The 23469-nt window shown below is 41.0% G+C and carries 21 protein-coding genes and 1 riboswitch; of the genes, 16 read left to right on the top strand and 5 right to left on the bottom strand.

The features are described 5' to 3' along the window. The first annotated feature begins 17 nt into the window (after nt 1–17). The 4 genes from ACWF5P_RS04785 (at nt 18) to ACWF5P_RS04770 (ending at nt 3427) form a co-directional block, all read left to right on the top strand. Nucleotides 18–713: a response regulator transcription factor gene (locus ACWF5P_RS04785; RefSeq protein WP_101223998.1), complete on the top strand. Its 696-nt coding sequence runs from the start codon at nt 18–20 to the stop codon at nt 711–713. Further along, on the top strand, nt 710–2065 hold the full coding sequence (locus tag ACWF5P_RS04780; protein ID WP_452444665.1) for an ATP-binding protein: 1356 nt from the start codon (nt 710–712) through the stop codon (nt 2063–2065). Before ACWF5P_RS04785 ends, ACWF5P_RS04780 begins: the two co-directional genes overlap by 4 nt. A 65-nt stretch (nt 2066–2130) precedes the next feature. Continuing rightward, the gene (locus tag ACWF5P_RS04775; protein WP_452444664.1) at nt 2131–2679 is read left to right on the top strand and encodes a PepSY domain-containing protein; all 549 of its coding nucleotides are present in this window, start codon (nt 2131–2133) and stop codon (nt 2677–2679) included. A 265-nt stretch (nt 2680–2944) separates the two neighbouring features. After that, a complete protein-coding gene (locus tag ACWF5P_RS04770; RefSeq protein ID WP_452444663.1) occupies nt 2945–3427 on the top strand; it encodes a tetratricopeptide repeat protein in 483 nt (160 codons plus the stop codon). A gap of 226 nt (nt 3428–3653) precedes the next feature. Here the strand turns inward: ACWF5P_RS04770 and shc are convergent, their stop codons facing one another. The 3 genes from shc to ACWF5P_RS04755 form a co-directional block, all read right to left on the bottom strand. Next, the gene (gene shc, locus ACWF5P_RS04765; protein ID WP_260358727.1) at nt 3654–5549 is read right to left on the bottom strand and encodes a squalene--hopene cyclase; all 1896 of its coding nucleotides are present in this window, start codon (nt 5547–5549) and stop codon (nt 3654–3656) included. A 142-nt stretch (nt 5550–5691) separates the two neighbouring features. Next, nucleotides 5692–7341 carry a M14 family metallopeptidase gene (locus ACWF5P_RS04760; protein ID WP_260358725.1) on the bottom strand — a complete coding sequence of 550 codons (1650 nt, stop codon included), beginning with the start codon at nt 7339–7341 and terminating at the stop codon, nt 5692–5694. Nucleotides 7342–7559: 218 nt separating this feature from the next. After that, the gene (locus ACWF5P_RS04755) at nt 7560–7901 is read right to left on the bottom strand and encodes a DUF1450 domain-containing protein (protein ID WP_452444662.1); all 342 of its coding nucleotides are present in this window, start codon (nt 7899–7901) and stop codon (nt 7560–7562) included. Between the two features lie 271 nt (nt 7902–8172). Between ACWF5P_RS04755 and ACWF5P_RS04750 the strand changes: the two genes are divergently transcribed. From ACWF5P_RS04750 to ACWF5P_RS04730, 5 genes are all read left to right on the top strand, one after another. Beyond that, entirely contained in the window at nt 8173–9123 is a 951-nt protein-coding gene (locus ACWF5P_RS04750; RefSeq protein ID WP_452444661.1) for an ABC transporter permease, read from the top strand. Then, nucleotides 9116–10063 (top strand): iron chelate uptake ABC transporter family permease subunit, encoded by a 948-nt coding sequence (locus ACWF5P_RS04745; protein ID WP_101223683.1) that lies wholly within the window; start codon nt 9116–9118, stop codon nt 10061–10063. The genes ACWF5P_RS04750 and ACWF5P_RS04745 overlap by 8 nt, the downstream gene beginning before the upstream one ends. Then, nucleotides 10057–10815, top strand: coding sequence for an iron ABC transporter ATP-binding protein (locus ACWF5P_RS04740; RefSeq protein WP_101223682.1), 759 nt, complete (start codon nt 10057–10059; stop codon nt 10813–10815). The genes ACWF5P_RS04745 and ACWF5P_RS04740 overlap by 7 nt, the downstream gene beginning before the upstream one ends. A 212-nt stretch (nt 10816–11027) precedes the next feature. Beyond that, complete coding sequence (locus ACWF5P_RS04735) at nt 11028–11972, top strand: ABC transporter substrate-binding protein (protein ID WP_434169740.1); 945 nt, start codon at nt 11028–11030, stop codon at nt 11970–11972. Nucleotides 11973–13060: 1088 nt separating this feature from the next. Then, complete coding sequence (locus ACWF5P_RS04730) at nt 13061–15028, top strand: LTA synthase family protein (protein WP_452444660.1); 1968 nt, start codon at nt 13061–13063, stop codon at nt 15026–15028. Between the two features lie 55 nt (nt 15029–15083). On the opposite strand, the gene ACWF5P_RS04725 is transcribed toward ACWF5P_RS04730, so the two are convergent. Together ACWF5P_RS04725 and ACWF5P_RS04720 are read right to left on the bottom strand one after the other, a co-directional pair. Then, entirely contained in the window at nt 15084–15704 is a 621-nt protein-coding gene (locus ACWF5P_RS04725) for an RraA family protein (protein WP_452444659.1), read from the bottom strand. Between the two features lie 377 nt (nt 15705–16081). Next, nucleotides 16082–16261, bottom strand: coding sequence for a hypothetical protein (locus ACWF5P_RS04720; RefSeq protein WP_101223679.1), 180 nt, complete (start codon nt 16259–16261; stop codon nt 16082–16084). 118 nt (nt 16262–16379) lie between these two features. Between ACWF5P_RS04720 and ACWF5P_RS04715 the strand changes: the two genes are divergently transcribed. The 7 genes from ACWF5P_RS04715 (at nt 16380) to ACWF5P_RS04685 (ending at nt 23434) form a co-directional block, all read left to right on the top strand. After that, nucleotides 16380–16709, top strand: coding sequence for a DUF948 domain-containing protein (locus ACWF5P_RS04715; RefSeq protein ID WP_101223678.1), 330 nt, complete (start codon nt 16380–16382; stop codon nt 16707–16709). Nucleotides 16710–16749: 40 nt separating this feature from the next. Next, nucleotides 16750–16848: riboswitch (guanidine-I (ykkC/yxkD leader) on the top strand. Nucleotides 16849–16896: 48 nt separating this feature from the next. After that, nucleotides 16897–17217, top strand: coding sequence for a quaternary ammonium compound efflux SMR transporter SugE (gene sugE / locus ACWF5P_RS04710; RefSeq protein ID WP_101223677.1), 321 nt, complete (start codon nt 16897–16899; stop codon nt 17215–17217). A gap of 54 nt (nt 17218–17271) precedes the next feature. Further along, on the top strand, nt 17272–17805 hold the full coding sequence (locus ACWF5P_RS04705; protein WP_101223676.1) for a YhcN/YlaJ family sporulation lipoprotein: 534 nt from the start codon (nt 17272–17274) through the stop codon (nt 17803–17805). A 150-nt stretch (nt 17806–17955) separates the two neighbouring features. After that, nucleotides 17956–19467, top strand: a complete 1512-nt coding sequence (locus ACWF5P_RS04700) for a spore germination protein (RefSeq protein ID WP_452444658.1) — start codon at nt 17956–17958, stop codon at nt 19465–19467. Between the two features lie 23 nt (nt 19468–19490). After that, entirely contained in the window at nt 19491–20591 is a 1101-nt protein-coding gene (locus ACWF5P_RS04695; RefSeq protein WP_230176183.1) for a GerAB/ArcD/ProY family transporter, read from the top strand. Next, a complete protein-coding gene (locus tag ACWF5P_RS04690) occupies nt 20588–21670 on the top strand; it encodes a Ger(x)C family spore germination protein (protein ID WP_452444657.1) in 1083 nt (360 codons plus the stop codon). Before ACWF5P_RS04695 ends, ACWF5P_RS04690 begins: the two co-directional genes overlap by 4 nt. A gap of 84 nt (nt 21671–21754) precedes the next feature. Then, the gene (locus ACWF5P_RS04685) at nt 21755–23434 is read left to right on the top strand and encodes a glycoside hydrolase family 13 protein (RefSeq protein WP_452444656.1); all 1680 of its coding nucleotides are present in this window, start codon (nt 21755–21757) and stop codon (nt 23432–23434) included. Nucleotides 23435–23469 lie beyond the last annotated feature (35 nt).

Here is a 23469-nt window from a genome sequence, read left to right as displayed (position 1 = left end):
GGTAGGTGGTGATGATCATGAATAAGAGAATTTTAATAATAGAAGATGAAGAAAAAATAGCGAGGATTCTCCAGTTGGAACTTAATCATGAGGGTTATCAAACAGAATCGGCTTTTACCGGAAAGGCTGGTCTGGAAAGGGCAGAAGCCGAAGAGTGGGATTTAATCTTATTGGATGTGATGCTGCCCGAGTTGAATGGCATAGAAGTACTTAGGCGTTACCGGAAAAAGAATGGATCGACACCGGTCATCCTCCTAACCGCAAGGGATGCTGTGCCAGACAAGGTGAATGGCCTGGACCATGGTGCGAATGATTATGTAACGAAACCGTTTGAAATTGAAGAGCTGCTTGCACGGATCCGTGCTTGTTTTCGTACCAATGTACGGGAGAGCCAATCAGAAGTGGAAGTGGATGAACTAAAAATCCATGATCTGAAGTTGAACCTCGGTACAAGGGACATTCACAGGCAAGGCAATAGGATTGAGTTGACTTCCCGCGAGTTCGATTTGCTGGTTTATCTTTTGCAAAATAAAAATCAAGTACTTTCAAGGGAGCAAATCCTGACCCATGTATGGGGATATGACTTTGCAGGGGATACGAATGTGGTTGATGTGTATATCCGTTATTTGCGCAAAAAAATAGATTATCCCTTTGAGGTGCAGCTCATCCATACTTACCGCGGGGTAGGTTACAGCTTGAAGGAGCCAGTATGAAGATTCGGACGAAAATCCAATCGTATTCCAGTCTTTTTTTAAGTGTCATGCTTATCTTGTTGAGTATCATCGTTTTAATCGCCTTCCTTTGGATATCGTTAGAGAGGGAACGGGATCTGCTTGAAGATCAAGCTTCATTAATAGAAGAAAATATCCTGACGAAAGATTTGATTTCCGGTGATTCCGATTTAATGGAGCCATATATCCCGGACGATGGAATGGTGCGGATATTCGACACGGATGGAAGGCTGGTAAAATCATTTACGGATGAAGAGGACCTTAAGGGGCTTGCGGTTAAAGCCATTGACGAGAAAGGATATGATTTTGCCAAAGTTGACGGTGAATATGTATTGACCTACCGTTTTCCTTATCCTGATGAGGGGAAGAAGCTGGGGATGATCGAGGTCACACAGCCGCAGGATACCCTCCTTGATAATTTATCGACGCTTGCCCTCGTTTTGGGCGGTGCATCCTTTTTTGTCATTCTGTTATCGATTCTTGCCGGTAAGTGGCTGGCCAACCTGATCCTCAAACCGATATCGGTCATGAGCGGAACGATGAAGGATATTGAGAAAAGCGGGGAATTCAAACGGATACCGCTATCGGATCAATCAAAGGACGAGCTGCAGGTGATGGGGGCGGCATTCAACAGGATGATGGAAAGGCTGGAAAGGAATTATAACCAACAGCAGCAATTCCTTTCAGATGCTTCACATGAATTGAAAACACCGATTACGGTCATCGAAAGCTACTCCTCTCTATTGAAACGCTGGGGCATGAAGGATGAAGCGATTCAGGAAGAGGCAGTGGAGGCAATCCATCATGAAGCCATCCGGATGAAAAAACTGACGGAGCATCTTTTGCAGTCAGCTTCCCAAATGGAACCTTCAGAAGATGTGGAAGGGAAAATAGAACTCATTTCATTTTGTGAAGGGATTGCCCAAACATTCAGAAGGACGGGAAATCGTGAAATAACGATAGAGTCAGAGTTTAAGGAAATCTATGCAATGACCATTTCCAGTAAGCTTGAACAGGTGATTGTCATCCTATTGGACAATGCAATGAAATACAGTCAATCAAGTATACAAATCATGATAAAGCGGCAGGATAATGAAATTGTCATCGGTGTGAAAGATCACGGTGGAGGGATATCACCAGAACATCTCCCCCATGTATTTGACCGTTTTTATCGCGTTGATTCATCGAGGGCAAGGAAAACGGGAGGCAATGGACTCGGGCTTTCCATCGCCCGGACGCTTGTAGAGTCATTCGACGGTAAATTGGAGATTCAAAGTGAGGTGGGAGAGGGAACGTTGGTGACTCTTACTCTTTCTCATCAAATTCTAATCTAACGCTCATGTTCGTTTCATGAAGGGTGCTTATTATTAAGGTAACAACTTAAAGGAGGAATTCATTCATGAAAAAACAGTGGAGTACGATTAAAGAAGGCATCATTCAAAGGAAAAAGGTAATCATGACGGTGTCCATAGCTTCCGTATTGCTTTTCGGCGGTGCTGCTGGAACGGCAGTATATGCAGTCAATAAGGGGAACCTATCCGAGGATGAGGCTGTCAAAATGATTTCAGAAAAACTAGGCGGGGAAGTTACTCAATTTGAAAAGGATTGGGACCAGCCGATGACATATGAGATGACCGTTAAAACAAAAGAAGGCTATCAAGACGTTGATGTTGATGCTGAAAAGGGAGAGATTCTTTCTCAGGAGATGGAAGAGGATGACGATGAGGATATGAGCACACAACAAGCCGTGGAAACTGCAAAAGTCAGCAGTGATCAAGCTGAAAAGATTGCCTTGAAAGCGGTGGATGGTCAAGTAACGGATATGGAGCTTGATTCAGAGAATGGCACCCTTGTGTACGAGCTGGAAATAAAACAAGGACAAAAGGAATATGATGTTGTGGTGGATGCAACCACAGGTAAAGTATTGAAAAACCAATTGGATGATTAATCAGCAATATTTGATATATGAATGCTCTTGAACTGAATTGTATGAAAGGATTTGCCAAGTGGCAGATCCTTTTTTTAATTGCGATTATGAATCTCAAGCGAAATTAGGCGGAAGGAAGTAGAAACTTCCTTTCGATGAAGAGGCCTATGGGTGGGAGAACCAACATGTAGCTGATGATACTCTGAAAACATCTGCGGTTATAAAGGAATTAAAAAGAAGAAACGCGAATAGAGGCAATAAGAATTTATTCAATGGAGGATTGATTATGGGGAATTTGGAAGAGGCACTGTCATTAAGGAAAAGGAAAGAATTCGAAAAATCCAATCGATTATTGATGGGTCTGGCAAAGCAAAATCCCGGTGATGCAGTCATACAGTATCAGTGTGCCTGGAGTTTGGATATTCTCGGACTTGAGGTAAAGGCGGTGCCCTATTATGAAGCGGCACTCGAATTAGGTTTGCCGGAGGAGGATGCAAAAGGGGCCTACCTCGGGTTGGGCAGTACATATCGCACCATAGGGGAATATGAAAAATCAAGACGGACATTGGAATCCGGGCTGGCGAAGTTTCCTGGGGATAAGACTTTATTGGTATTCAGGGCCATGGCATTTTATAATTTGGGCCAACATGATCTTGCGATGGAATCTCTATTGAAGATCATTGCCGAAACGTCGAGGGATCGAGAAATACAATCTTATGCTAAGGCCATAAAATTTTATAGTGATAAACTGGATAAAGTTTTCACATAATCGTGATCATCCCCAAACTATCCACAAAGCCTGTATTAACCAAGTCATCCTTACATCGCTGAAATGAATTAATCAACAATATGACGGGGGATTTCTGGCATTTGGCACTTTTACGGATAAATGAATGTGGATAACCCCGGATTGTGGATAACTTTTTGGTATTATCCACTACTTTTCCACAGGTCATCCACATATTCACCTTTAATATGATAATAAACACTCGCGATTAAGTCTTCAGGAACTTTTTATTGTAATGACTTAAGGCTAAAAGGGGATAAATATAGCGATAGCTATGATAATGGATATACAAGAAATCTGCCATTCCCTGGCCTGCAGGATAATCATTGGTCCAGCTTTCTTGTTGACCTGCACGGATGAGATAGTCAATTCCTTTTTCGATCTCGGCTGTCGGCTTTTCTGACGCCGATATCAACGCATCCACAGCCCAGGCTGTATGTGTCAGTGTGCTTGTTCCGAGGGGGATATATCGTTGCTTGATATCACTGTAACAGGATTCACCCCAGCCGCCATCTTCATTTTGGATTTTCTTCAACCAAGTTAGGGCTTTTTGGATGGATGGATGTCCAGTGGATTGCCCTGCTGCCTTCATGCCGGTCAGTGCAGACCAAGTGCCATATAGATAGCAGATGCCCCAGCGCCCATACCAGGAGCCATCACGCTTCTGGTCTTCCAATAGCCAATCCACCGCTCTTTTACTGACTTCTTCCGACTTTTTCATATTTGTATAGTTCCCCAGGAATTCCAGCGTCCTTCCTGTCAGATCAGCGGTAGAAGGGTCAGTCAGGAGATATTTCGAACCCTCAATAGGAAGAAGCTGCAGCCATTTATGGTCGTTATTCCGTTCGAAGGCTGGAAATCCGCCATCATCATTTTGCATGGATATCGTGAAGGAGACACCGCGCTGCCAGCTGTCCCGATTATCCGGTTTTGCTTGAAGTTGTTTAGCCAGCGCCCGCAGGGAGGCGGTCGTATCATCGACATCCGGATTCATGGTATTTAAATCCGAGAACCCCCAGCCGCCTGGAATCGCGTTAGGATTATGGATCAGCCAATCTCCATACATATAATGCTGGCGTGACAGTAAGTACTGATTAGCGGACATTACCGCTTTGTCTTTGGAAGGTATGCCCGCTTCTTGAAGGGCGTAGCTTATTAAGGAGGTATTCCAAACATGGGGCGTAGTGAACTGGATATGTGTATGTCCCTCAATGGAGCAGGCCATCCCCTTCAGACCGGCCATGGCCTTTAGAATCACTGGATCTCTTTTCGAATATCCAATGGAAAGGAGGGCAAAGATCATGAAAAAGGTAGAACCGAAATAATTGTACAGTGTCCCGTCTGGTTCCAGCCTGTCGAGCATGAACCTTTTCGTTGAATCCAATGCTAAGGAATGCAAATAATCCGGATAACCAATCAAGGTTTTAACGCCTGTTTGAAGTTTAGAGAAAAAGGAACGATATTCTTCGGTACGATACTCTTCCCACATACGCTCTTCGGATCGGTCCTCCCTTGTTTGAAATAAATCTTTTAGATTTGGAGTGTCAGGGGTCTTGATTTGAAACCTTTTATGGCCAAGCAATAGCAATGGAATCATGTTGACCCGCCCATATACGGAAAGATCATAAATGCTGACGAAAAAGGTCGGAGGCAGTAAGACCACTTCGAGAGGAATGGGGAATAGGCGAGGCCATTGATATTGTCCGGTGACGGTAAGCATCATTTTCGTTAACATTTTGGCCTGTTTGATGCCGCCCTTGGAAAGAATGAATTGTTTGGCTTTTCTCATATGGGGATGATTCTTATTGCGGAGTCCGCTAAAAAGAAGGCCATAGTAGGCCTCGATCGTAACCGTAACATTGCCGTCCTTCTCGTCTTGGAAAAGTTTCCATGAACCGTTTTCCGTTTGCCTGCTTTCGATTCTTTTTACTAAAGCCTCTATAAGAGGAGTGTCTTCCATATCTAAAATTTTCAATAATATGATCATATAGGCATCTGCCGTTATCCCGGTGTCGAAGGGATAATTCCACGAACCATCAGCGGATTGGTCTTGTTTCAAGCGATGAACAAGGCGGTTGATTTCCAATTGTACATGTTGGTTCAATGACTTTCCTCCTCTAAAAACACATTTTCCGTTAATATGTATATTCAAAACTTGTCGTTGCATTCAAGAAATCAAAGGAGGGGGGAAACTAAAAAACGCTTTGGCAATGAAAGCTGCCAAAGCGTCATTTAGATACTATGCATCATTTAACGGGTAAGGAAGATGGCTGCATATAGCGGTAAATCGGCAATTCTTTTCCCTTGTCAGCCGGGATGAAATTGAATGTCACATAGCTGTCCATGCCTTCAGGTTCGAGGGCAAGGGAGATGAAGTTGGCATCAGGCTGGGCCATGTCGAAAACATAGCTTCCTTTTGGGAAATCCCGGGTTTTTGAAGTAACCGTGGTCGTTACTTCCCTTGTGGAATGTCCGCTTTCCAGTTCAGCGGAAACTTTTAAATCCTTGACCCTATAGCTTTCAACAGCTACTTTCATAGGTTTTTTTAATTTTTTCACTTCCACTCCCAATATCTGAAGTTTCTGGGCGATATTTTTATATTCTGGTGGAAGGATATAAGCTGTCGGACGATCTCTGACAAGGGTAGGGGAGGCATCGGTAGAATCCAGCCAATCGATGGAGGCATCGACCATTTTGGCTTTCGCTAAATCGACTACTGTCAATTTTTGATCCTTAATCAATTTATTTTCGCTGGTGATGACAATTTTATCGTTATCATTTGCTTTTCGCCCTTTTCGCACGACTTCAGTTTCTGCCTGACTAACGGCTTTTTTAACCTTACTGGCCTGTTCGGCTGCCGTTTTGATGAATGCTGCCTGTGCTGTAGCTTGTGCAAAAACACGTCGTTTAAAATCCGTACGGCCGATATTGATCCCCCTTGTTTCAATTAAATAGGTCATTGTATTTTTCAAACCGAGGGCGTTTCGGCCAATCCGGGCTTCTGTGCTTCCTTCTGTGGCGGTAAGGACTCCATCATCAGAAGTGGCCAGTGTATAGTAATCGTGATAGGAAAGCTTTTCTTTTTCCAAAGTTTTAAAAACATTAGGCAAAAGCAGTTCATCGGAAGCTTTTCGAAGCTGTGCGGGAATATTTAAATTCTTGGCTGAGGAGATGAGTAAATCATAGGAAGCGATCGATCCATTTGCTCCCACCTTTTTCAGGGGGGCAGGATTCACTGTATATTCATGTACATCCAGAATGACTTCAGGTTCATAATCATCGATTGACTGATGAATCGTCTGCACTTCAGGATACTCCACTTTTAAGTAGTCCCTATTCGCATCCATGTCATTTGCGGTATATCGTTTGAAATAATAAGAGCCATCAGGATTGACTCGTGGAACGATGGCAACATTCACTTTATCGAGGACATCACCAAGCTTGCCTTCAGCCAGCCATTGTGCAAGGACTAATGTAGATTCACCTGAGGCGGGTTCATTGCCATGGATTTGACCTTGAATCCAAATCAATGGTTTATGGGAATTCTTAATCTGCCTTTTTGAATCCTTGCTGAAAAGAAGCATCGGGATGTCGCGTCCTTCTGTGGATTTACCTATCGTCTTGACCTGGATGTTTTTGTTTTTATGGGAGAGGGACCTGATGGAATCCAACAATTCTTCCTGGCTCGTAAAGGCGACCTTGTTCTGTTTAAAGGCAGGGGTCTTGAAAGAAACATTAGGGTCAGGGAAAAGGTGGGAGAGGTTATCTGGTTGAATGTAGCTTGGACCATTTCCATAATAAGGGGTGAATTCTTCCGCCTTGGCTATAGGGCCAGGCAATCCAGTGACAAGACCTAGTGTTACGACAGATACGATGGTAGGAATGATTTTTTTCATGGACGTCCTCCTGTCTATCTTTTTCCATAAATTATCATATTTCAAGCTGTTTATACAGTGAAAACGTTTGAAATAGTGAAAAACAGGAAGTAACGACTAGATTAATGATTCCATAGCACAATTCGCAATGCCTTTTAATAGATGTTCATCACCTGTATTCTGTATAATTACAGGTGGAAAGTAAAAATGACACGTTCAAGCAATTTGCTTGGCCCGTATCATTTCAATTGACCTTGTAACTTATTTAAAAGATCCTGTGAATCTTCGCCACTCATTATCTGGCCATTCACTTTCGCATAGGGGGTATTCTTACAAAGTTTACACTCACTTAAACATTCATATTCCTTATATTGAATCCTTGGATTCTCTAAGAACTTACCATAATCGGCAACAGTTTGTTCATTAAGGAAGCGGTCAAGATTATTTTGGCAAAATTCAATTTGGATTTTCGCCTTTTTTGAGAACACTTTGGATAACAAGTTTTTCATCATATCGCTTCTTTCATTGGAAGAGTAAATATTTGTTATTTTGATTTTATCATTTCCTGTAACGAAATGCATGATTGGTTCATCCAAATTCTTTACAATCTGACTATCCGGAGAATATCAAACTAATTCACTTGTATATATTGACACATATCTGAGAGATGATAGAATAAGAATGACTGATAATGATAATGAATCTCATTATCACGAATGGAAGAACCTTGTAACTATTGCAACTTCATGATCGCGATTTCATTAGTTGACTTTGCGATAGTCTGTATTCAAATATATTTAATTAAAAATATTATCGCTGTATTAGGTGAGATAGGAAGAGTAGGAAATGTAGATGAAGATAAGATATTTATTCATGGCGTTAATTGTTTTATCATTTACGTCATTATTCATTGGTGTAAAAGATATTACCCCCCTGGATTTATTGGATCTAAGTGATGATAAAGTGCAAATCATGCTGCAAAGCCGTTTCCCCAGAATGGTGACCATAGTCATTGCCGGTATCGTGATGAGTATAAGCGGTCTGATCATGCAGCAATTGAGCCGCAATAAATTTGTATCCCCGACGACTGCCGGTACCATGGACTCTGCAAGGCTGGGACTTCTTCTTGCCATTATAATTTTTCCATCGGCAGCACTTATTGAGAAAATGGCATTCGCTTTCATATTCGCTTTGGCAGGTACATTCTTGTTCATGAAAATTCTTGATCAAGTGAAATATAAGGATACGATTTTCATTCCATTGGTTGGTTTGATGTTTGGTAATATCGTCGGATCCATCTCGACTTTCTTTGCCTATAAATATGATTTGATTCAAAGCCTCAACACATGGATGAATGGGGATTTCTCGATGATCATGTCGGGAAGGTACGAACTTATATATCTAAGTATCCCTCTCGTCATTCTCGCATACTTCTTTGCCAATAAATTCACTGTTGCAGGGATGGGTGAGGAGTTTGCTATCAATCTAGGACTCAATTATAAGCTTATAGTCAATTTTGGGTTGATCATCGTGGCATTATCCTCCACTGTCGTTTTGTTAACGGTGGGAACGATTCCTTTCATAGGGTTGATCGTACCAAATATTGTATCCCTTTACCTTGGTGACAATTTGAAAAAGAGTCTTTCTCATACAGCATTGCTAGGGGCAGTTTTCCTATTGATCTGCGATATTCTGGGCAGGATCCTCATATATCCATTTGAAATCCCGATCGGACTCGTGGTTGGTGTGATAGGAAGCGCCGTATTTATCTATCTGATAATGAGGAGAAAGGCATATGAATAATAAAAGTAGAATCATTATATTGGCTGTTCTTGCAGCTGCTTTAACGGCAGGTTATATCTTTTGGGACCTTGGCCCGAATTGGGATTATGCTCTGCCGAGAAGGGTCATAAAAATCATCGCCATCATCGTGGTAGGCTGTGCAATAGCTTTTTCAACAGTGATTTTCCAAACGGTCACGAATAATAAAATCCTGACACCAAGCATTTTAGGGTTGGACTCCATGTATATGCTGATCCAAACGGGAGTCATTTTCATCTTCGGTTCAACGCATATCATGATCATGAATAAAAATCTCAATTTCCTGATTACACTTGCGGCCATGCTTATTTTTGCAAGCCTGCTGTTCAAGTTCATGTTCAAGAAAAACCGCAATATTTACTTCCTATTGCTGATCGGTATCATCTTCGGAACCTTATTCGGCAGCATGTCTTCATTCATGCAGGTATTGATTGATCCGAATGAATTTCAAATCATTCAAAATAAAATGTTCGCCAGCTTCAATAATGTCAACACGGACCTATTAACGTTAGCTATTATCCTCATGATAGCGGCAATGATATATTTCATGAGATTTTTGAAGTATTTAGATGTCATGTCCCTGGGGAGGGACCAAGCCATAAACTTGGGTGTGGATTATGATTTTGTCACGAAGCGGGTTTTAATCGTCGTTACGGTTTTAATCTCCATTTCGACTGCCCTGATCGGTCCAATCACGTTCCTCGGATTGCTTGTTGCAAATGTGGCTTATCAATTCATTAAGTCCTATCAGCATAAACATATCATCCCGGGTGCAATGCTGATCAGTGTGATTGCCTTGGTCGGCGGCCAATTCATCGTAGAGAGGATCTTTACGTTCTCAACCACATTGAGTGTCATCATCAATTTTGTCGGCGGCGTCTATTTCATCTATCTTCTATTAAAGGAGAATAAATCATGGTAGAAGTGAAAAATTTATTCAAAAAATATAATAATAAAACGGTTGTCGAGGATGTTTCCATTGAAATAAAGAAAGGGAAAATCACATCCTTCATCGGTCCCAATGGAGCGGGGAAAAGTACCGTCCTTTCGATGATCAGCCGTCTCATTACCCGGGATTCAGGAGAAGTCCTGATCGAGGGTAAGGATATGGGGAAATTCAATAGCAATGAACTTGCGAAGAAGATTGCCATCTTAAAACAGGCTAACCATATCAATATCCGTTTAACGATTCGTGAACTCGTCGCCTTTGGCCGTTTTCCTTATTCACAAGGCAAACTGACTAAAGAGGATTGGAGATACGTCGATGAAGCGATTGAATATATGGAACTCGCTGACATGCAGGATAAGTTTCTTGACCAGCTTAGCGGCGGGCAGCAACAGCGGGCCTTCATTGCCATGGTTATTGCTCAGAACACGGAGTATGTACTTCTTGATGAACCCCTGAACAATCTTGACATGAAGCATTCCGTCCAAATCATGAAGGTATTGAGGAGATTGGCCGATGAATTGGGGAAAACGGTCATTATCGTCATTCATGATATTAATTTTGCATCCTGTTATTCCGACTATATAGTCGCATTGAAGGATGGCAAGGTTGTTCATAATGGACCTACCGAACAAGTCATCAATTCCAATGTATTAAAGGAAATCTATGATATGGATATTGAAATCCAAAGCATCAATGACAATAAGATCTGTGTGTACTTCACTTAAGACAATTCCATTTGGTTTTAAATTACTTCAGTATTCGTAGCCGTCCCAGAATATCTCAAACGCACATTAGGCTGTTAAGAGTTGGCGGGCGCCCAGGACTTTAGCCGCCTCCTGTTCATATGGCAGGGAAAGTGATGAAGGTAAACTCTGTGAAGGTGAGGATTCAATATGTAATTTTAAATAAAAAAATACTTTTCGAGGTGACCATAATGATTAAGAAATTATCTTTACTGCTTTTGGTTGCAATGCTGGCTGTAGTGGCTGTAGCTTGTGGATCAGATAAGGAAAAAGAAGAATCAAGCGCGAAAAAAGAAAATGCTAAAAGCGAAGAAATTACAGTTAAGCACCAACTAGGCGAGACGAAAGTAAAAACAAACCCTGAAAAAGTCGTTGTATTCGATATGGGTACTCTTGATACTCTTGATAAATTGGGTGTGGAAGTAGCAGCTGTTCCTCATGATGGCCTTCCAGAATACCTTTCTAAATATGAAGGTACAACTGAAAATGCCGGTGGGTTAAAAGAGCCTGACTTCGAAAAAATCAACGAAATTGCTCCTGACTTAATCCTAATTTCTGGCCGTCAATCTGAAGCATATGAAGAATTAAGCAAAATTGCCCCTACTGTTTTTGTTGGTGTAGATACAACAAAGTATATGGAATCCTTTGAAGAAAACGTAACACTTTTAGGTAAAATCTTCGATAAAAAAGACGAAGCAGCTAAAGAATTGGCAAGTGTTGAAGAAAACATTAATGCTTTGAAGGAAAAAGCTCCAACTGACAAAACTGGTTTAATCGTTCTTTCTAGCGGCGGAAAAGTAAGTGCTTACGGACCGGATTCAAGATTTGGAATCATCCATGATGTATTCGGAGTACCTGCAGTAGATGATAAATTGGAAGTATCGACACACGGTCAAAGTATTTCTTTCGAATATATTGCTGAAAAGAATCCTGACTACCTATTCGTTGTAGATAGAGATGCTGTTGCCGGTGATGGTGCTGCAGCGAAAGAAACGATTGAAAATGACATCGTAAAAAATACAAAGGCATTTAAAGAAGGTAACATCATTTATCTAGACCCTAACTACTGGTACTTATCAGGCGGCGGTTTAGAATCTGTTAACGCTATGGTTAAAGAAGTTTCAGAAGGCGTTAAGTAATATAAATATGATTAAAGAAAATCCTGTCCTCGATCGAGGGCAGGATTTTTTTTTTTTTATAATAAAGCTCGATGAAACCAATATACTAACAAAGGGGACAAAAGAATTCACATATAAAGTTGAGAAACACAGGTAAGCTTATAAGGTCCCCCACGACCAAATTAAGGGGAAATGGGAAAAGGACAAGGTATATTCACACCAGTTGCTTTTTATAGCTTATATAGGCTGAAATCGAAGGAATGTGACCCTGCAGCCGATATGAAAAAATTCAGTTTCTTCCTATTATAATGTCAAATCCATGGATACTTGAAGCTTTCCGTTTCCAAGAGGAGTTTTATAAATTGTAATTTAAGTTAATTTTGGTAAATCAAATCTTTTATGGATGATAAAAATTATCCTGAAAGTGAAAATATAAAACTAATATGATCAGGATTTTCAGGAAATATTTTTGAAAAAAGCTAATAAAGAAGCCGGAGGGAATGATGTCGATATTACACGAAATCCATTTGTTATTTTATGGGATTTTGGATGCAATTATGAATGAGTCAAACTTTTGCACGCTTGGGTTTTGAATGGGGTAACAAAAGTGCGGAGGAGAGATGCCATCCATGTATTCGGCAATCCAGTTTCAACTGTCGAATTATCGGGAAAGGAATCCTCGGAATTACAGGTATTTTTCAATAATTGAAGATTTATATCCTTACATATTTTGTAATGTACTGGTTTTTTTATAAAGAGTCGTTTATAATGGAAAAGGTTCAAGGACGTGAAACTAAAACAGTGACTGTCATCCGCAGTCACCCCAAAAAGTTACGGTAATATTTATTGGATTAAGACATGGAGTTCCTATATATTTGTTATAGGTGCGCTGAACATTCGAGACGGGCGAACCTCTGTATTTTTTCAAAGGCTTGTTCATAAGCTAAAGAAGTGTTCTGGATTTAGAGTTATGGATGTGACAAAAGGTGGTTTTCACAATCTTGACTATCCAAGTGAAAGAATGCTATTATAAGGTTTCCGTTTTTCCGTCTTTTGTAAGTTTGTAAAAATTTATATAAATAAACCACTAGATTAATAGAGGTGAAAGCATGAATAATTTTCTTAAAAAAAGCCGGCATTTATTTGCAGATAACATACTAGGCTTTTTCTTTATTGCGGTAGTCTTGTTTTGGATAAAAACTTATATTGGATATCGAATTGAATTTAACTTAGGTCTTGAGAATGGACTGCAACAGTTCTTGCTGTTCATAAACCCGATTAGTTCAGCCATATTATTCTTTGGCTTGGCACTATTGGCTAGAGGCAGAAAATCGTTTAAATGGATCATCAGGTTGAATCTATTGATGTCCCTATGGTTATTCTTCAATATTGTATACTACCGGTCATTTACCGATTTCATTACATTGCCAACCCTGACGCAAGTACAAAATGCCGGGGATTTAGGACCGAGTATTTTAGAATTATTTAAAGGTCATGATGTATTTTATTTCCTTGATACGGTTCTTTTGATCGTATTGTACAGATTCAAAGACTTTAAAGTGGAAGACTTCAAAGTCAAACGCCGTACAGTCGGAATGGTTTACCTAGCGGGACTTGCAATTTTCGCGATCAATTTAGGACTTGCTGAAAAGGATCGCCCGCAATTATTATCAAGAACATTCGACCGAAACTATATCGTCAAATATTTGGGCATGTTCAACTACACGGTTTATGATGCCGTTCAGAACACTAAAACATACGCTCAGCGTGCGACTGCTAACAGCACGGATATCGCAGAAGTCGTCAACTATACGAAAGCAACAAGTGCTGAACCGAACCCTGAGTATTTTGGTGCAGCCAAAGGTAAGAACGTCATCTACCTGCATTTGGAATCAATGCAGAATTTCCTGATTGATTATAAGTTGAATGGGGAAGAAGTAACTCCATTTTTGAACTCACTTGCAGCAGATAAGTCAGATTTCATGCACTTTGATAATTTCTTCCATCAAGTAGGCCAAGGTAAAACGGCGGATGCTGAATTCATGCTTGAAAATTCCCTGTTCGGTTTACCACAAGGGGCAGCATTCACAAACCGTTCCCAAAATACGTATCAAGCGGCACCAGCTATTTTAGGACAACAAGGATACACATCTGCTGTGTTCCATGGTAATTACAAATCTTTCTGGAACCGGGATAATATGTATAAGTCTCTTGGTTTTAACCAGTTCTTTGATGCTAACCATTATAATATGGAAAATAAAGAGGAAGTACTAAGTTATGGATTAATGGATAAGCCCTTCTTCAAGGAATCGATTCCAATGTTAGAAACGCTTAAACAGCCTTTCTATACAAAATTCATAACGGTATCTCATCATTTCCCATATGCCATGGACCAGGAAAAAGCAACTATCGGTAAGCATACGACAGGCGATGCTTCCGTTGATAGTTACTTCCAAACTGCACGCTATGCCGATGAGGCGCTTAAAGAGTTTTTCGATTATCTGAAGGAATCTGGTCTATATGATAACTCGGTAATCGTTATGTATGGTGATCACTATGGTATTTCCGAAAACCATAAAGAAGCCATGTCAAAAGTGCTTGGCGAGGATGTTGGCGCATTTGAGAATGCCCAATTGCAACGTGTACCTTTATTGATTCATGTTCCAGGTGTTGAAGGCGGGGATATGCACCAGTACGGAGGACAGATTGACCTTCTCCCGACTTTATTGCATCTGTTAGGAATCGAATCTAAAGATTATGTACAATTCGGTTCGGATTTATTGTCAAAAGATCATAATGAAGTGGTACCTTTCAGGAATGGTGATTTTGTAACACCTGATGTCACTTCAATTAAAGGGAAATACTACGACACGGATACAGGGGAATTGGTGGAGGAAAATGATGCCATCCTCAATTATAAAAAGAGAGCTGAAACGATGCTCAATTTATCAGACCAAGTAGTGAACGGTGACTTACTCCGTTTCTATACTCCAAATGGTTTTAAACCGATAGACCCTGCTGATTATGATTACACATATGATGAAGAGGCTTCTAAGGAAGATAAGACCGATAAATAAGGCTAATGAAAAAACAGGCAGGAAGCCATCGCTTCCTGCCTGTTTTTTATATGTGTCATTCTTTATTGGTCATCATGGCAATATACTTTCTAATTTCATCAGGCTTCCCTGCATATTTTTCAGCACGCTGTTCATCCTTCATGATTTTATCCTTCGCTTTATTCAGGATTGCTTCACCCTTGGCTTGTGGCACGACCACGACTCCATCCATGTCACCTATGATGATGTCACCTGGAAGTACGTTGACACCTCCACAGGAAATGGGGATATTTGTTTGGCCTACACCTGCCTTGCCGCTTGAGGCAACCGTCGTCCCTTTGCTGAAAACAGGGAAATTCAATTCTTTAATCGCTTCAAGATCGCGAATGACTCCATCGATAACGAGACCGCCAACTTCCATGGTCTGCATCATGCCGACGACAAAGTCTCCTGCTATAGCCCGGTATGTATCACCCTTGCTGTCAACGACAATTATATCCCCAGGCTTTGCTTCACCAATTGCTTTTAACACGGCTGAATTATCACCGACTGGCATCTGTACGGTCAAAGCTCGTCCGGCCAGACGAAACTCTTCCTTTAAGGGTTTAATCGCCGGTTCCAGATTGCTCAACCCGTCCATTGCATCAGAAATCGCCGTGGTGGGCAAATTTCTGAACTGTTGAATAAGAGTATCCATGACTATGATTCCTCCTTAAGAGTTAATGAATATAGCCTAATTATACACAAATTCTGTAATTTTCTAATAACTTTCCGTTTGATAAAATGGCAAATGTAGTGTAAACAATTTATGAAGGGGGAGGGAAGTTCTTCTGTCGCAAGGGGGTTCAAGTCAAATTCCTTTTTAATCAATCGTTTGATTAAACTTTATAGATCACTGTTATGAAGGAATTGAAATCACTTAGCAGTAAGGGTGAAATCCAACGCGCCGGCCTGTTGCCTGCTTGGTTCCGTATGTACTTCTGAATGTTGCGCATACCCTCGGTGTTTTCCTGATGTGGGTGTCAGCGAAGAAATCCATAACTCAACCAGTGTGCGGGAGGCTACTTACAATCTTCAAAGCAGGAGCAGAATCAAGACGGATGTTGCCAGTGTAAGCCAAAGGGGACTGAATATTTCTGGATGAATGATTAAAAAAATGATTCCTGCAATAGTGGCAGCCTGCTGTATGGTCATATGTCTGATAAAGTGGATTCCAGCTTTAAAACAGGCTTTAAGCAGAGGCATTTGATTCATTTTCATTCCTCCTTTTTCTTTCAATAATATGACCAGGCATAAAAGAAAATACATAGGGATTCGTTTTCTGCTCAATTATTACGGGTATAGTAAAGGTAAAATAAAAGGAGGAATCTAGGTGGTCATTGTATATATTAGTCTTGCCCTCTTTATCGGAGCGATTATCTATTTAGCGTTTTTTGCTTTTAAAACATTTAAGGATTCCAAACCCACAATTGAAAATGTGACTGAAACCGTTACACGCATCCAGGCCAAAACGGACCAGATTAAATCGGAGACGGACCAACTCGCCATGACACAGCAAGAAATCACTGAAGATGTCCAATATAAAAAAGAGGCCGTGCAATATACGGTTGAGGCGGCTAAAGAAATACCTGAACCCTTTAAAAATATTTGGTTTTCAATTAAAGGTGACAAGTGGAAGCTTAGAAACCGAAGCGATGCATAAGTGTTTGACCGATTTGAAATGTACATGATATAGTATGGAAATAATAAGTTTCTAGGGTTCCTCGGCTGAATTTTACCGGAATGGTCCAAGAGAAACGCGCAGAAACCTGCGTACACGGAGGGAAAAAAGCCCGGGAGGTTATGATTTATGACCTTTCGGGCTTTTTTTGTAATTGGAGGGAAAATAGATGGCATGGGTTCAATTGGTGATTGCAGGATTATTTGAAGTGGTATGGGCGACAAGTTTAAAGTATACCGAGGGTTTTACGAAATTATTACCTTCTATCATTACGATTGCTGGCATGGTTATTAGTTTTTACTTTTTGTCATCGGCTATAAAAACGCTGCCTATGGGGACAGCGTATGCAATTTGGACAGGAATAGGGGCTCTTGGAGCTGTTCTGGTAGGCATCATCGTATTTAACGAGCCTAAGGATGCGATGCGTTTGGTATTCGTCGGTTTCATTTTGGTGGGAATAATCGGCTTGAAGGTAACTTCTTCTGAATAATCTATCCACTCCTCGCAAATAGTAATGTTAAATGATTTTTGAGGAGTGAAGAATATGAATTATAAAGCGATAGTATCAAGTGCGATGATGGCTTTAGTGATTACAGGTTGTGCGACTAATGATAACGAAGGAGCCAGTGAAAATCTTGGCCTGAATCGTTCCCATCAGGATAATTTAGATAATCCGATGAATGTAAGCGACACAAGGCAAAATGTTAATGATGAAAATAATGCTAATAATAATAATGGTATTAACGGTATGAGAGTCTCCGATGATATCTCAAATCGAGTTGAAGCCATGAAGGAAGTAAGTAATGCGAGTGTCATCGTGACTGAAAATAATGCTTATGTAGGGGCAGTATTAAAAGATGGCGGGGATAAGGATATCTCGAATGACCTTAAAGAAAGGGTTGCTGATACAGTAAGGGGGGCCGATCCATCAGTAGACCAAGTTTATGTATCGGCAAACCCGGATTTTGTTCAAAGAATGGAAGGGTATGCGAATGATATCGAGAATGGAAAACCCGTTGCAGGATTCGCTGAAGAGTTCCGTGAACTTGTAACACGGATTTTTCCAAGTCAAAGGTAATTGGTTATTATTGAATTAAAGACTTATCCGGTGGATTCCGGATAGGTCTTTTCCTATTTTAAGGATATCGGTGGATCATGACTAACTTTAAATAGGGTGGTTACAATAATCGAATGAACTAAAAAACTTTTGAAAGGTAATGGGGGTGGGATGGTGAGGTTTTTTAAGGGCAGGGAGAAAATGGATGAAGCATCCTTTCAGGTTACTTCCAAGGATTTTCAGGAACTCCTTAAAAAATTTAAGGCATCTGATGATTTTCTTACCTTCCAATTCCCGAATGATGATGGCTATATCATCTCCTACTTCAATTCACTGGTTAGTGCACAACAGCTTCATGAACAAGTATTGGCAGTCATGTCGAATCAACCAAAGAAGGATCTTAAGCAACTAAAAGGCGATATTCCGATGGAAGATATGAAATTGACTGCTGATCTAAAAGACATTCAAAGGTTGGTTTTGGCAGGATCGATCATGATCCAATACAAGCAAGATGATGAAATATGTTTGCTCATTCCATGTATTCACAGTGTGAAAAGGCAAATTTCCACACCCGAGTCGGAATATACCGTCGTTGGGTCCAAGGAGGCCTTTGTTGAATCGCTTGATTCTAATTTGAATCTGATCCGTAACCGGTTGCCCACTCCTGAATTGCAGTCCAAGGAATTTCGGGTCGGGAGCATCTCGCAAACAAGGATAGCGGTACTCTACATAGATGGGGTGGTAAATCAAAAGATCATTAAGACAGTCATGCAGAGAATTGAAGATATAGAATATGATACAATCGTCGATATTTCGTTTGTAAGCCAGATGATCACGGATAATCGGAATTCGATGTTTCCGCAATTGATTGACACGGAGCGGCCTGATCATCTGGCCAGTGTATTATCGGAAGGGAAAATAGGAATCATGCTGGATGGGTCTCCTCATGCATTGGTTGGTCCAAATACCATCATTTCATTCTTCTCATCATTTGAAGATTATTTTCAAATTTGGAATCTCGGTACTTCATTCCGTTTGATTCGGCTTTTCGCAGTGCTGTTTTCCGTTTTGTCTTCACCTCTGTATGTGGCCGTTTTAACCTATCATTATCAAGTGATTCCAACGGATTTGCTGCCAATCTTAATATCATCCAGGGGAGTGATCCCTTTTCCGCCGATCTTGGAAGCGATCGTGCTGGAAGGGACGATCGAATTGCTGAGGGAAGCGGCGGTCAGGCTGCCTGCTAAGGTTGGCTCTACCATCGGCATTGTTGGCGGTATAGTCATCGGTACAGCCGCTGTGGAAGCGGGATTTGTCAGTAATGTCTTGTTGATGCTTGTCGCTTTGGCTGCCTTGGCTTCATTTACGGTGCCGATTTATCAAATCAGCAATACGATTCGTCTTATCCGCTTCCCCTTTCTAATTGCAGCCCAGTTATACGGGCTGTTTGGAATAGCGTTATGCAGTGCCTTCATCTTAAGTCATTTATTGAAATTGACTTCGCTTGGCAGTCCATATTTAGACCCGCTTTACCCCTTAAGAATTCATGACTTTAAAGATAGTCTGATTCGCCTCCCTTTTTCAAAACAGAAAAAACGCCCGCAGTTTCTGCGGACGGAAAATCCAATAAGGATAAGGAAGGAGGCGGAAACGGTAAACTCCCATAATGATATCGATGAATAAGGTATAGAAAGCGGTGAGAAGGTATGGAAGTCAAACCAAATGAAACTAAACAAATATCTCCATTTTTTGTTTTTTTTCTGATGCCGGGCATGCAGATTGGAGTAGGGATATTGGGGTTTGAACGGATCATAGCGAAAGAGGCTGGCCAAGACGCATGGATATCGGTCCTCATATCAGGGTTGATCATAAATGTTCTGCTTTGGATGTGTTTCAAGCTTTTAGGCAGGGGTCCCCAAACAATTGACTTGGTCGCCATCCACAAGGATTTGTTTGGTAAATGGGTCGGAAATGCTTTCAATATTTTATTCATCCTCTACTTTATAATGATCTCCATCATTCTTATCAGGACTTATTTAGAAGTCATTCAGGTTTGGATGTTCCCTGGTGTCAATGTCCTGATGCTAACAACCATCATTCTTATGCTCGTGTATAGTTTTGTGGAGGGAGGTTTCAGGGTCATTACCGGTTTTTGCATAATCGGGCTTATTATCGGATCGCCATTATTCCTTTTGAATTATTTCCCATTGAAGTTTGCCCACTTTGAAAATTTGGGTCCTTTTCTTGATCATTCCTTTTTGGCAATCATGAAGGCCTGTAAGAAAATGACCCTGAATTACCTTGGCTTTGAATTGCTCCTCATTTATTATCCTTTCATTAAAAATCGTGAAAAATCTCAAAAGTGGGCCCACTTAGGGGCGTTGTTTACTATGTCGATTTATTTAGTATCGATTGTTGTTTCATTAGCCTACTATCATCAAGATCAGCTGAAAGATGTAATTTGGGCAACTTTGACGTTATGGAAAATCGTAGACCTTCCATTCATTGAAAGGTTCGAATACATAGGGATTTCCGTTTGGTTGTTCATGGTGCTGCCGAATGTTTGCATAGGGGTTTGGGCAGCAAGCAGGACAGCAAAAAGAGTATTTGGGTTAAGACAGAAAAAGATGTTGGTTTTCATTCTTATCATCATCTTAGTTTCCTGCATTTTTTTGGATAACCGCTATAGAATCGATAAATTTAACACGATCAGTTCGCAAATTGGTTTCTATATCGTTTATTTGTATCTTCCACTCCTATTCCTATGGCAGTCGATCGTCTATAAAGTCAGGGGGCATAAATCATGAAAATCAAACTACTCTTGATACTATTAGCAGGCTTTTTGATGACGGCGTGCGGCGTGGAAAAGCAAATATTAGAAGATATATTAATTGCTGAAGTCGTAGGTTATGATGATGCTGAAGAGAAAAGAATCAAAGGTACGGTCGTTGTCAGTGTTCCTCAGCCTGGGGAGGAAGCAGATCTGGGTAAAGAAGTATATGAAGCGAACTCCCATGATATAAAGGCGGCCCGCCAGCAAGAAAATGCAAAAACACCATACCCGATTGTCGGCGGGAGACTGTCAGTCATTCTATATGGTGAAGAATTGGCAAGTAAGGGGTTGAATGATTATGTCGATACATATAGGCGTGACCCAATGGTGGGAAGGGATTTGTATTTAGCGGTCGTTCATGGCAAAGCGGAGGATGTAGTTAAAATGGAGCCGAAGTTGATTAAAACTCCAGGAGTTCAAGTGAAAGAGCTGATCGAACAGAATATAAGGACTAATTTGCCTGATGTAGATCTTCACAGGTATTTATATGCGTATCATGGTAAAGGAATCGATCCGGTCATGCCTTTATTGGAAACAACAGGAGACCAAATACGGGTGAGAGGGATCGCCTTGTTTAAAAAGGATCGTTATATCGGTAAATATATCCCTTATGAAGACGGCTTTTTATATAAAGTCCTTAGTGAAAACTTTAAGCTGGGGAGTTATGAAATTAAATGGAAGGAAAATGACTTTACCGATATCAATAACGTGGAGTCACGTGTCCATTATCATATTTCGAATGCCAATCAAGACCCCAAGGTCAGGATTGGAGTGAAAATGAAAGCGAGTCTGCTAGAGGTCCAAGGCTATGACTTGGGCAAAGCGGTCGACCTGAATAGAATAGAGGCCAGGGCCGAGCGGATCATTGGTAAAAAATTAAATGAGATGGTAACCATGTTTCAGGAGAACAATATAGATCCGCTTGCACTCGGTGATCACGCTAAAAGTAAAACAAGAAATTTCAATCAAAAACATTGGGAGGAGGCATATCCCGATATTCCAATCGAGGTCGATCTGGATATTGAAATGATTCAAACGGGAATAGCTGAATAAAAGTAGAATATTCTGGAGTTTCCCCCTTTATAATAGGGTATTGGTGTAATGATTGTGTCAATGCGGCTAAAAAGGGGGAAAAGCATGGACAAAGCATGGTGGAAAGAGGCAGTTGTGTATCAAGTGTATCCAAGGAGTTTTATGGATAGTGATGGTGATGGGATAGGGGATATAAACGGGATATTGATGAAACTCGATTATTTACAAGAACTGGGTGTGAACGTGATATGGCTATCCCCAGTTTATCAATCTCCCAATGATGATAATGGGTACGATATCAGTGATTATAAATCAATCATGACTGAATTCGGGACAATGGCTGACTTCGATAGGTTGTTGAAGGCAGTTCATGAACGTGGAATGAAGATCATGATGGACCTGGTGGTCAACCATTCTTCAGATGAACATCCGTGGTTCGAGGAATCGCGATCCTCAAAAGATAATCCGAAACGTGATTATTATATTTGGAAACCTGGCAGGAATGGGAAAGAGCCAAATAATTGGGAGTCCATTTTTAAAGGTTCAGCATGGGAATATGATGAAGGAACCGATGAATATTATTTACATTTATTCAGCAGGAAACAACCGGATTTAAACTGGGAGAACCCTAAGCTCCGTGAAGAAATCTACAGTATCATGACATGGTGGCTGGATAAGGGTGTCGATGGCTTCCGGATGGATGTCATCAACTTCCTTTCAAAAGATCAAAGCTATACAGATGGAGCCGTTCGCCATGAGAAGCAGTTTGGTGACGGAAGCCCATTTTTCCTGAATGGCCCGCGCATACATGAGTTTTTACAGGAAATCAATCAACGGGCGCTTTCTGGGTACGACGTGATTACGGTTGGGGAGATGCCAGGAGTCACACCGGAGGACGCACAATTGTTCACAGGTAGAGATCGTGGTGAGCTACATATGGTCTTTCAATTCGAACATATGGATTTGGGGAGAGGGCCTGAAGGAAAGTGGAGTAATGATAAGTGGAAGCTTACCGATTTAAAGCGAATTCTTTCCAAGTGGCAGACTGGTTTGGAGGGGGATGGCTGGAACAGTTTATACTGGAACAACCATGATCAGCCCCGGGTTGTCTCAAGGTTTGGTAATGATGGAAAGTATCGTATTGAAAGCGCTAAGATGCTTGCTGCTTGTCTTCATATGCTTCAGGGTACACCTTATATATATCAAGGGGAAGAGCTGGGCATGACCAATGTTGCATTTGAAAGCATCGATGAATACCGGGATATCGAAACATTGAATTCATATGACGAACTAGTCAATTCTCATGGCTGGTCAAAAGAGCGGATGATGTCAGCCATTCACGCCCGCAGCCGAGATAATGCGAGAACACCGATTCAGTGGAATGACTCCCGGAACGCAGGATTCACGCAAGGGACTCCTTGGATTAAGGTTAATCCCAATTTCCCCGAGATTAATGCAGAAAAGGCCTACAATGATCACAATTCCATTTTTCATTTTTATAAAAAGCTTATCCAATTACGCAAGGAACATGATATCGTCGTTTATGGCCGTTTTGAACTGCTGTTCCCGGATGATGAACGAATATTTGCCTACACGAGATCGTTGGAAGAAGAAAAGCTGTTAGTGCTATGCAACTTTAAAGAAGAGCAGGCCTCCTATACTTTGCCTGAAGAGCTGCATGCATATTCTGCCACAAAGCTGATCGGCAATTATGATCAGGAGGAAGAAGGAATCTCCAGCAAACCCCTGCAACCATATGAATGCCGTGTTTATCAATTGAAATGAAAAAAGGACCTGTTCTTCTTCGATTAGGAAGAACA

The sequence above is a fragment of the Peribacillus sp. NPDC055009 genome, from assembly GCF_053608705.1.
Note: the sequence above shows the minus strand (reverse complement) of the source record. Positions and strands in the feature narration are given on the sequence as shown.

Coding starts and splice junctions, on each gene's coding strand:
- ACWF5P_RS04690 (WP_452444657.1), top strand. CDS start 20,588: ATGAAAATCAAACTACTCTTGATACTATTAGCAGGCTTTTTGATGACG.
- ACWF5P_RS04695 (WP_230176183.1), top strand. CDS start 19,491: ATGGAAGTCAAACCAAATGAAACTAAACAAATATCTCCATTTTTTGTT.
- ACWF5P_RS04760 (WP_260358725.1), bottom strand. CDS start 7,341: ATGAAAAAAATCATTCCTACCATCGTATCTGTCGTAACACTAGGTCTT.
- ACWF5P_RS04750 (WP_452444661.1), top strand. CDS start 8,173: ATGAAGATAAGATATTTATTCATGGCGTTAATTGTTTTATCATTTACG.
- sugE (WP_101223677.1), top strand. CDS start 16,897: ATGGCATGGGTTCAATTGGTGATTGCAGGATTATTTGAAGTGGTATGG.
- ACWF5P_RS04755 (WP_452444662.1), bottom strand. CDS start 7,901: ATGCATTTCGTTACAGGAAATGATAAAATCAAAATAACAAATATTTAC.
- ACWF5P_RS04770 (WP_452444663.1), top strand. CDS start 2,945: ATGGGGAATTTGGAAGAGGCACTGTCATTAAGGAAAAGGAAAGAATTC.
- ACWF5P_RS04685 (WP_452444656.1), top strand. CDS start 21,755: ATGGACAAAGCATGGTGGAAAGAGGCAGTTGTGTATCAAGTGTATCCA.
- ACWF5P_RS04785 (WP_101223998.1), top strand. CDS start 18: ATGAATAAGAGAATTTTAATAATAGAAGATGAAGAAAAAATAGCGAGG.
- ACWF5P_RS04730 (WP_452444660.1), top strand. CDS start 13,061: ATGAATAATTTTCTTAAAAAAAGCCGGCATTTATTTGCAGATAACATA.
- ACWF5P_RS04775 (WP_452444664.1), top strand. CDS start 2,131: ATGAAAAAACAGTGGAGTACGATTAAAGAAGGCATCATTCAAAGGAAA.
- ACWF5P_RS04705 (WP_101223676.1), top strand. CDS start 17,272: ATGAATTATAAAGCGATAGTATCAAGTGCGATGATGGCTTTAGTGATT.
- ACWF5P_RS04720 (WP_101223679.1), bottom strand. CDS start 16,261: ATGAATCAAATGCCTCTGCTTAAAGCCTGTTTTAAAGCTGGAATCCAC.
- ACWF5P_RS04780 (WP_452444665.1), top strand. CDS start 710: ATGAAGATTCGGACGAAAATCCAATCGTATTCCAGTCTTTTTTTAAGT.
- ACWF5P_RS04745 (WP_101223683.1), top strand. CDS start 9,116: ATGAATAATAAAAGTAGAATCATTATATTGGCTGTTCTTGCAGCTGCT.
- ACWF5P_RS04700 (WP_452444658.1), top strand. CDS start 17,956: ATGGTGAGGTTTTTTAAGGGCAGGGAGAAAATGGATGAAGCATCCTTT.
- ACWF5P_RS04740 (WP_101223682.1), top strand. CDS start 10,057: ATGGTAGAAGTGAAAAATTTATTCAAAAAATATAATAATAAAACGGTT.
- ACWF5P_RS04725 (WP_452444659.1), bottom strand. CDS start 15,704: ATGGATACTCTTATTCAACAGTTCAGAAATTTGCCCACCACGGCGATT.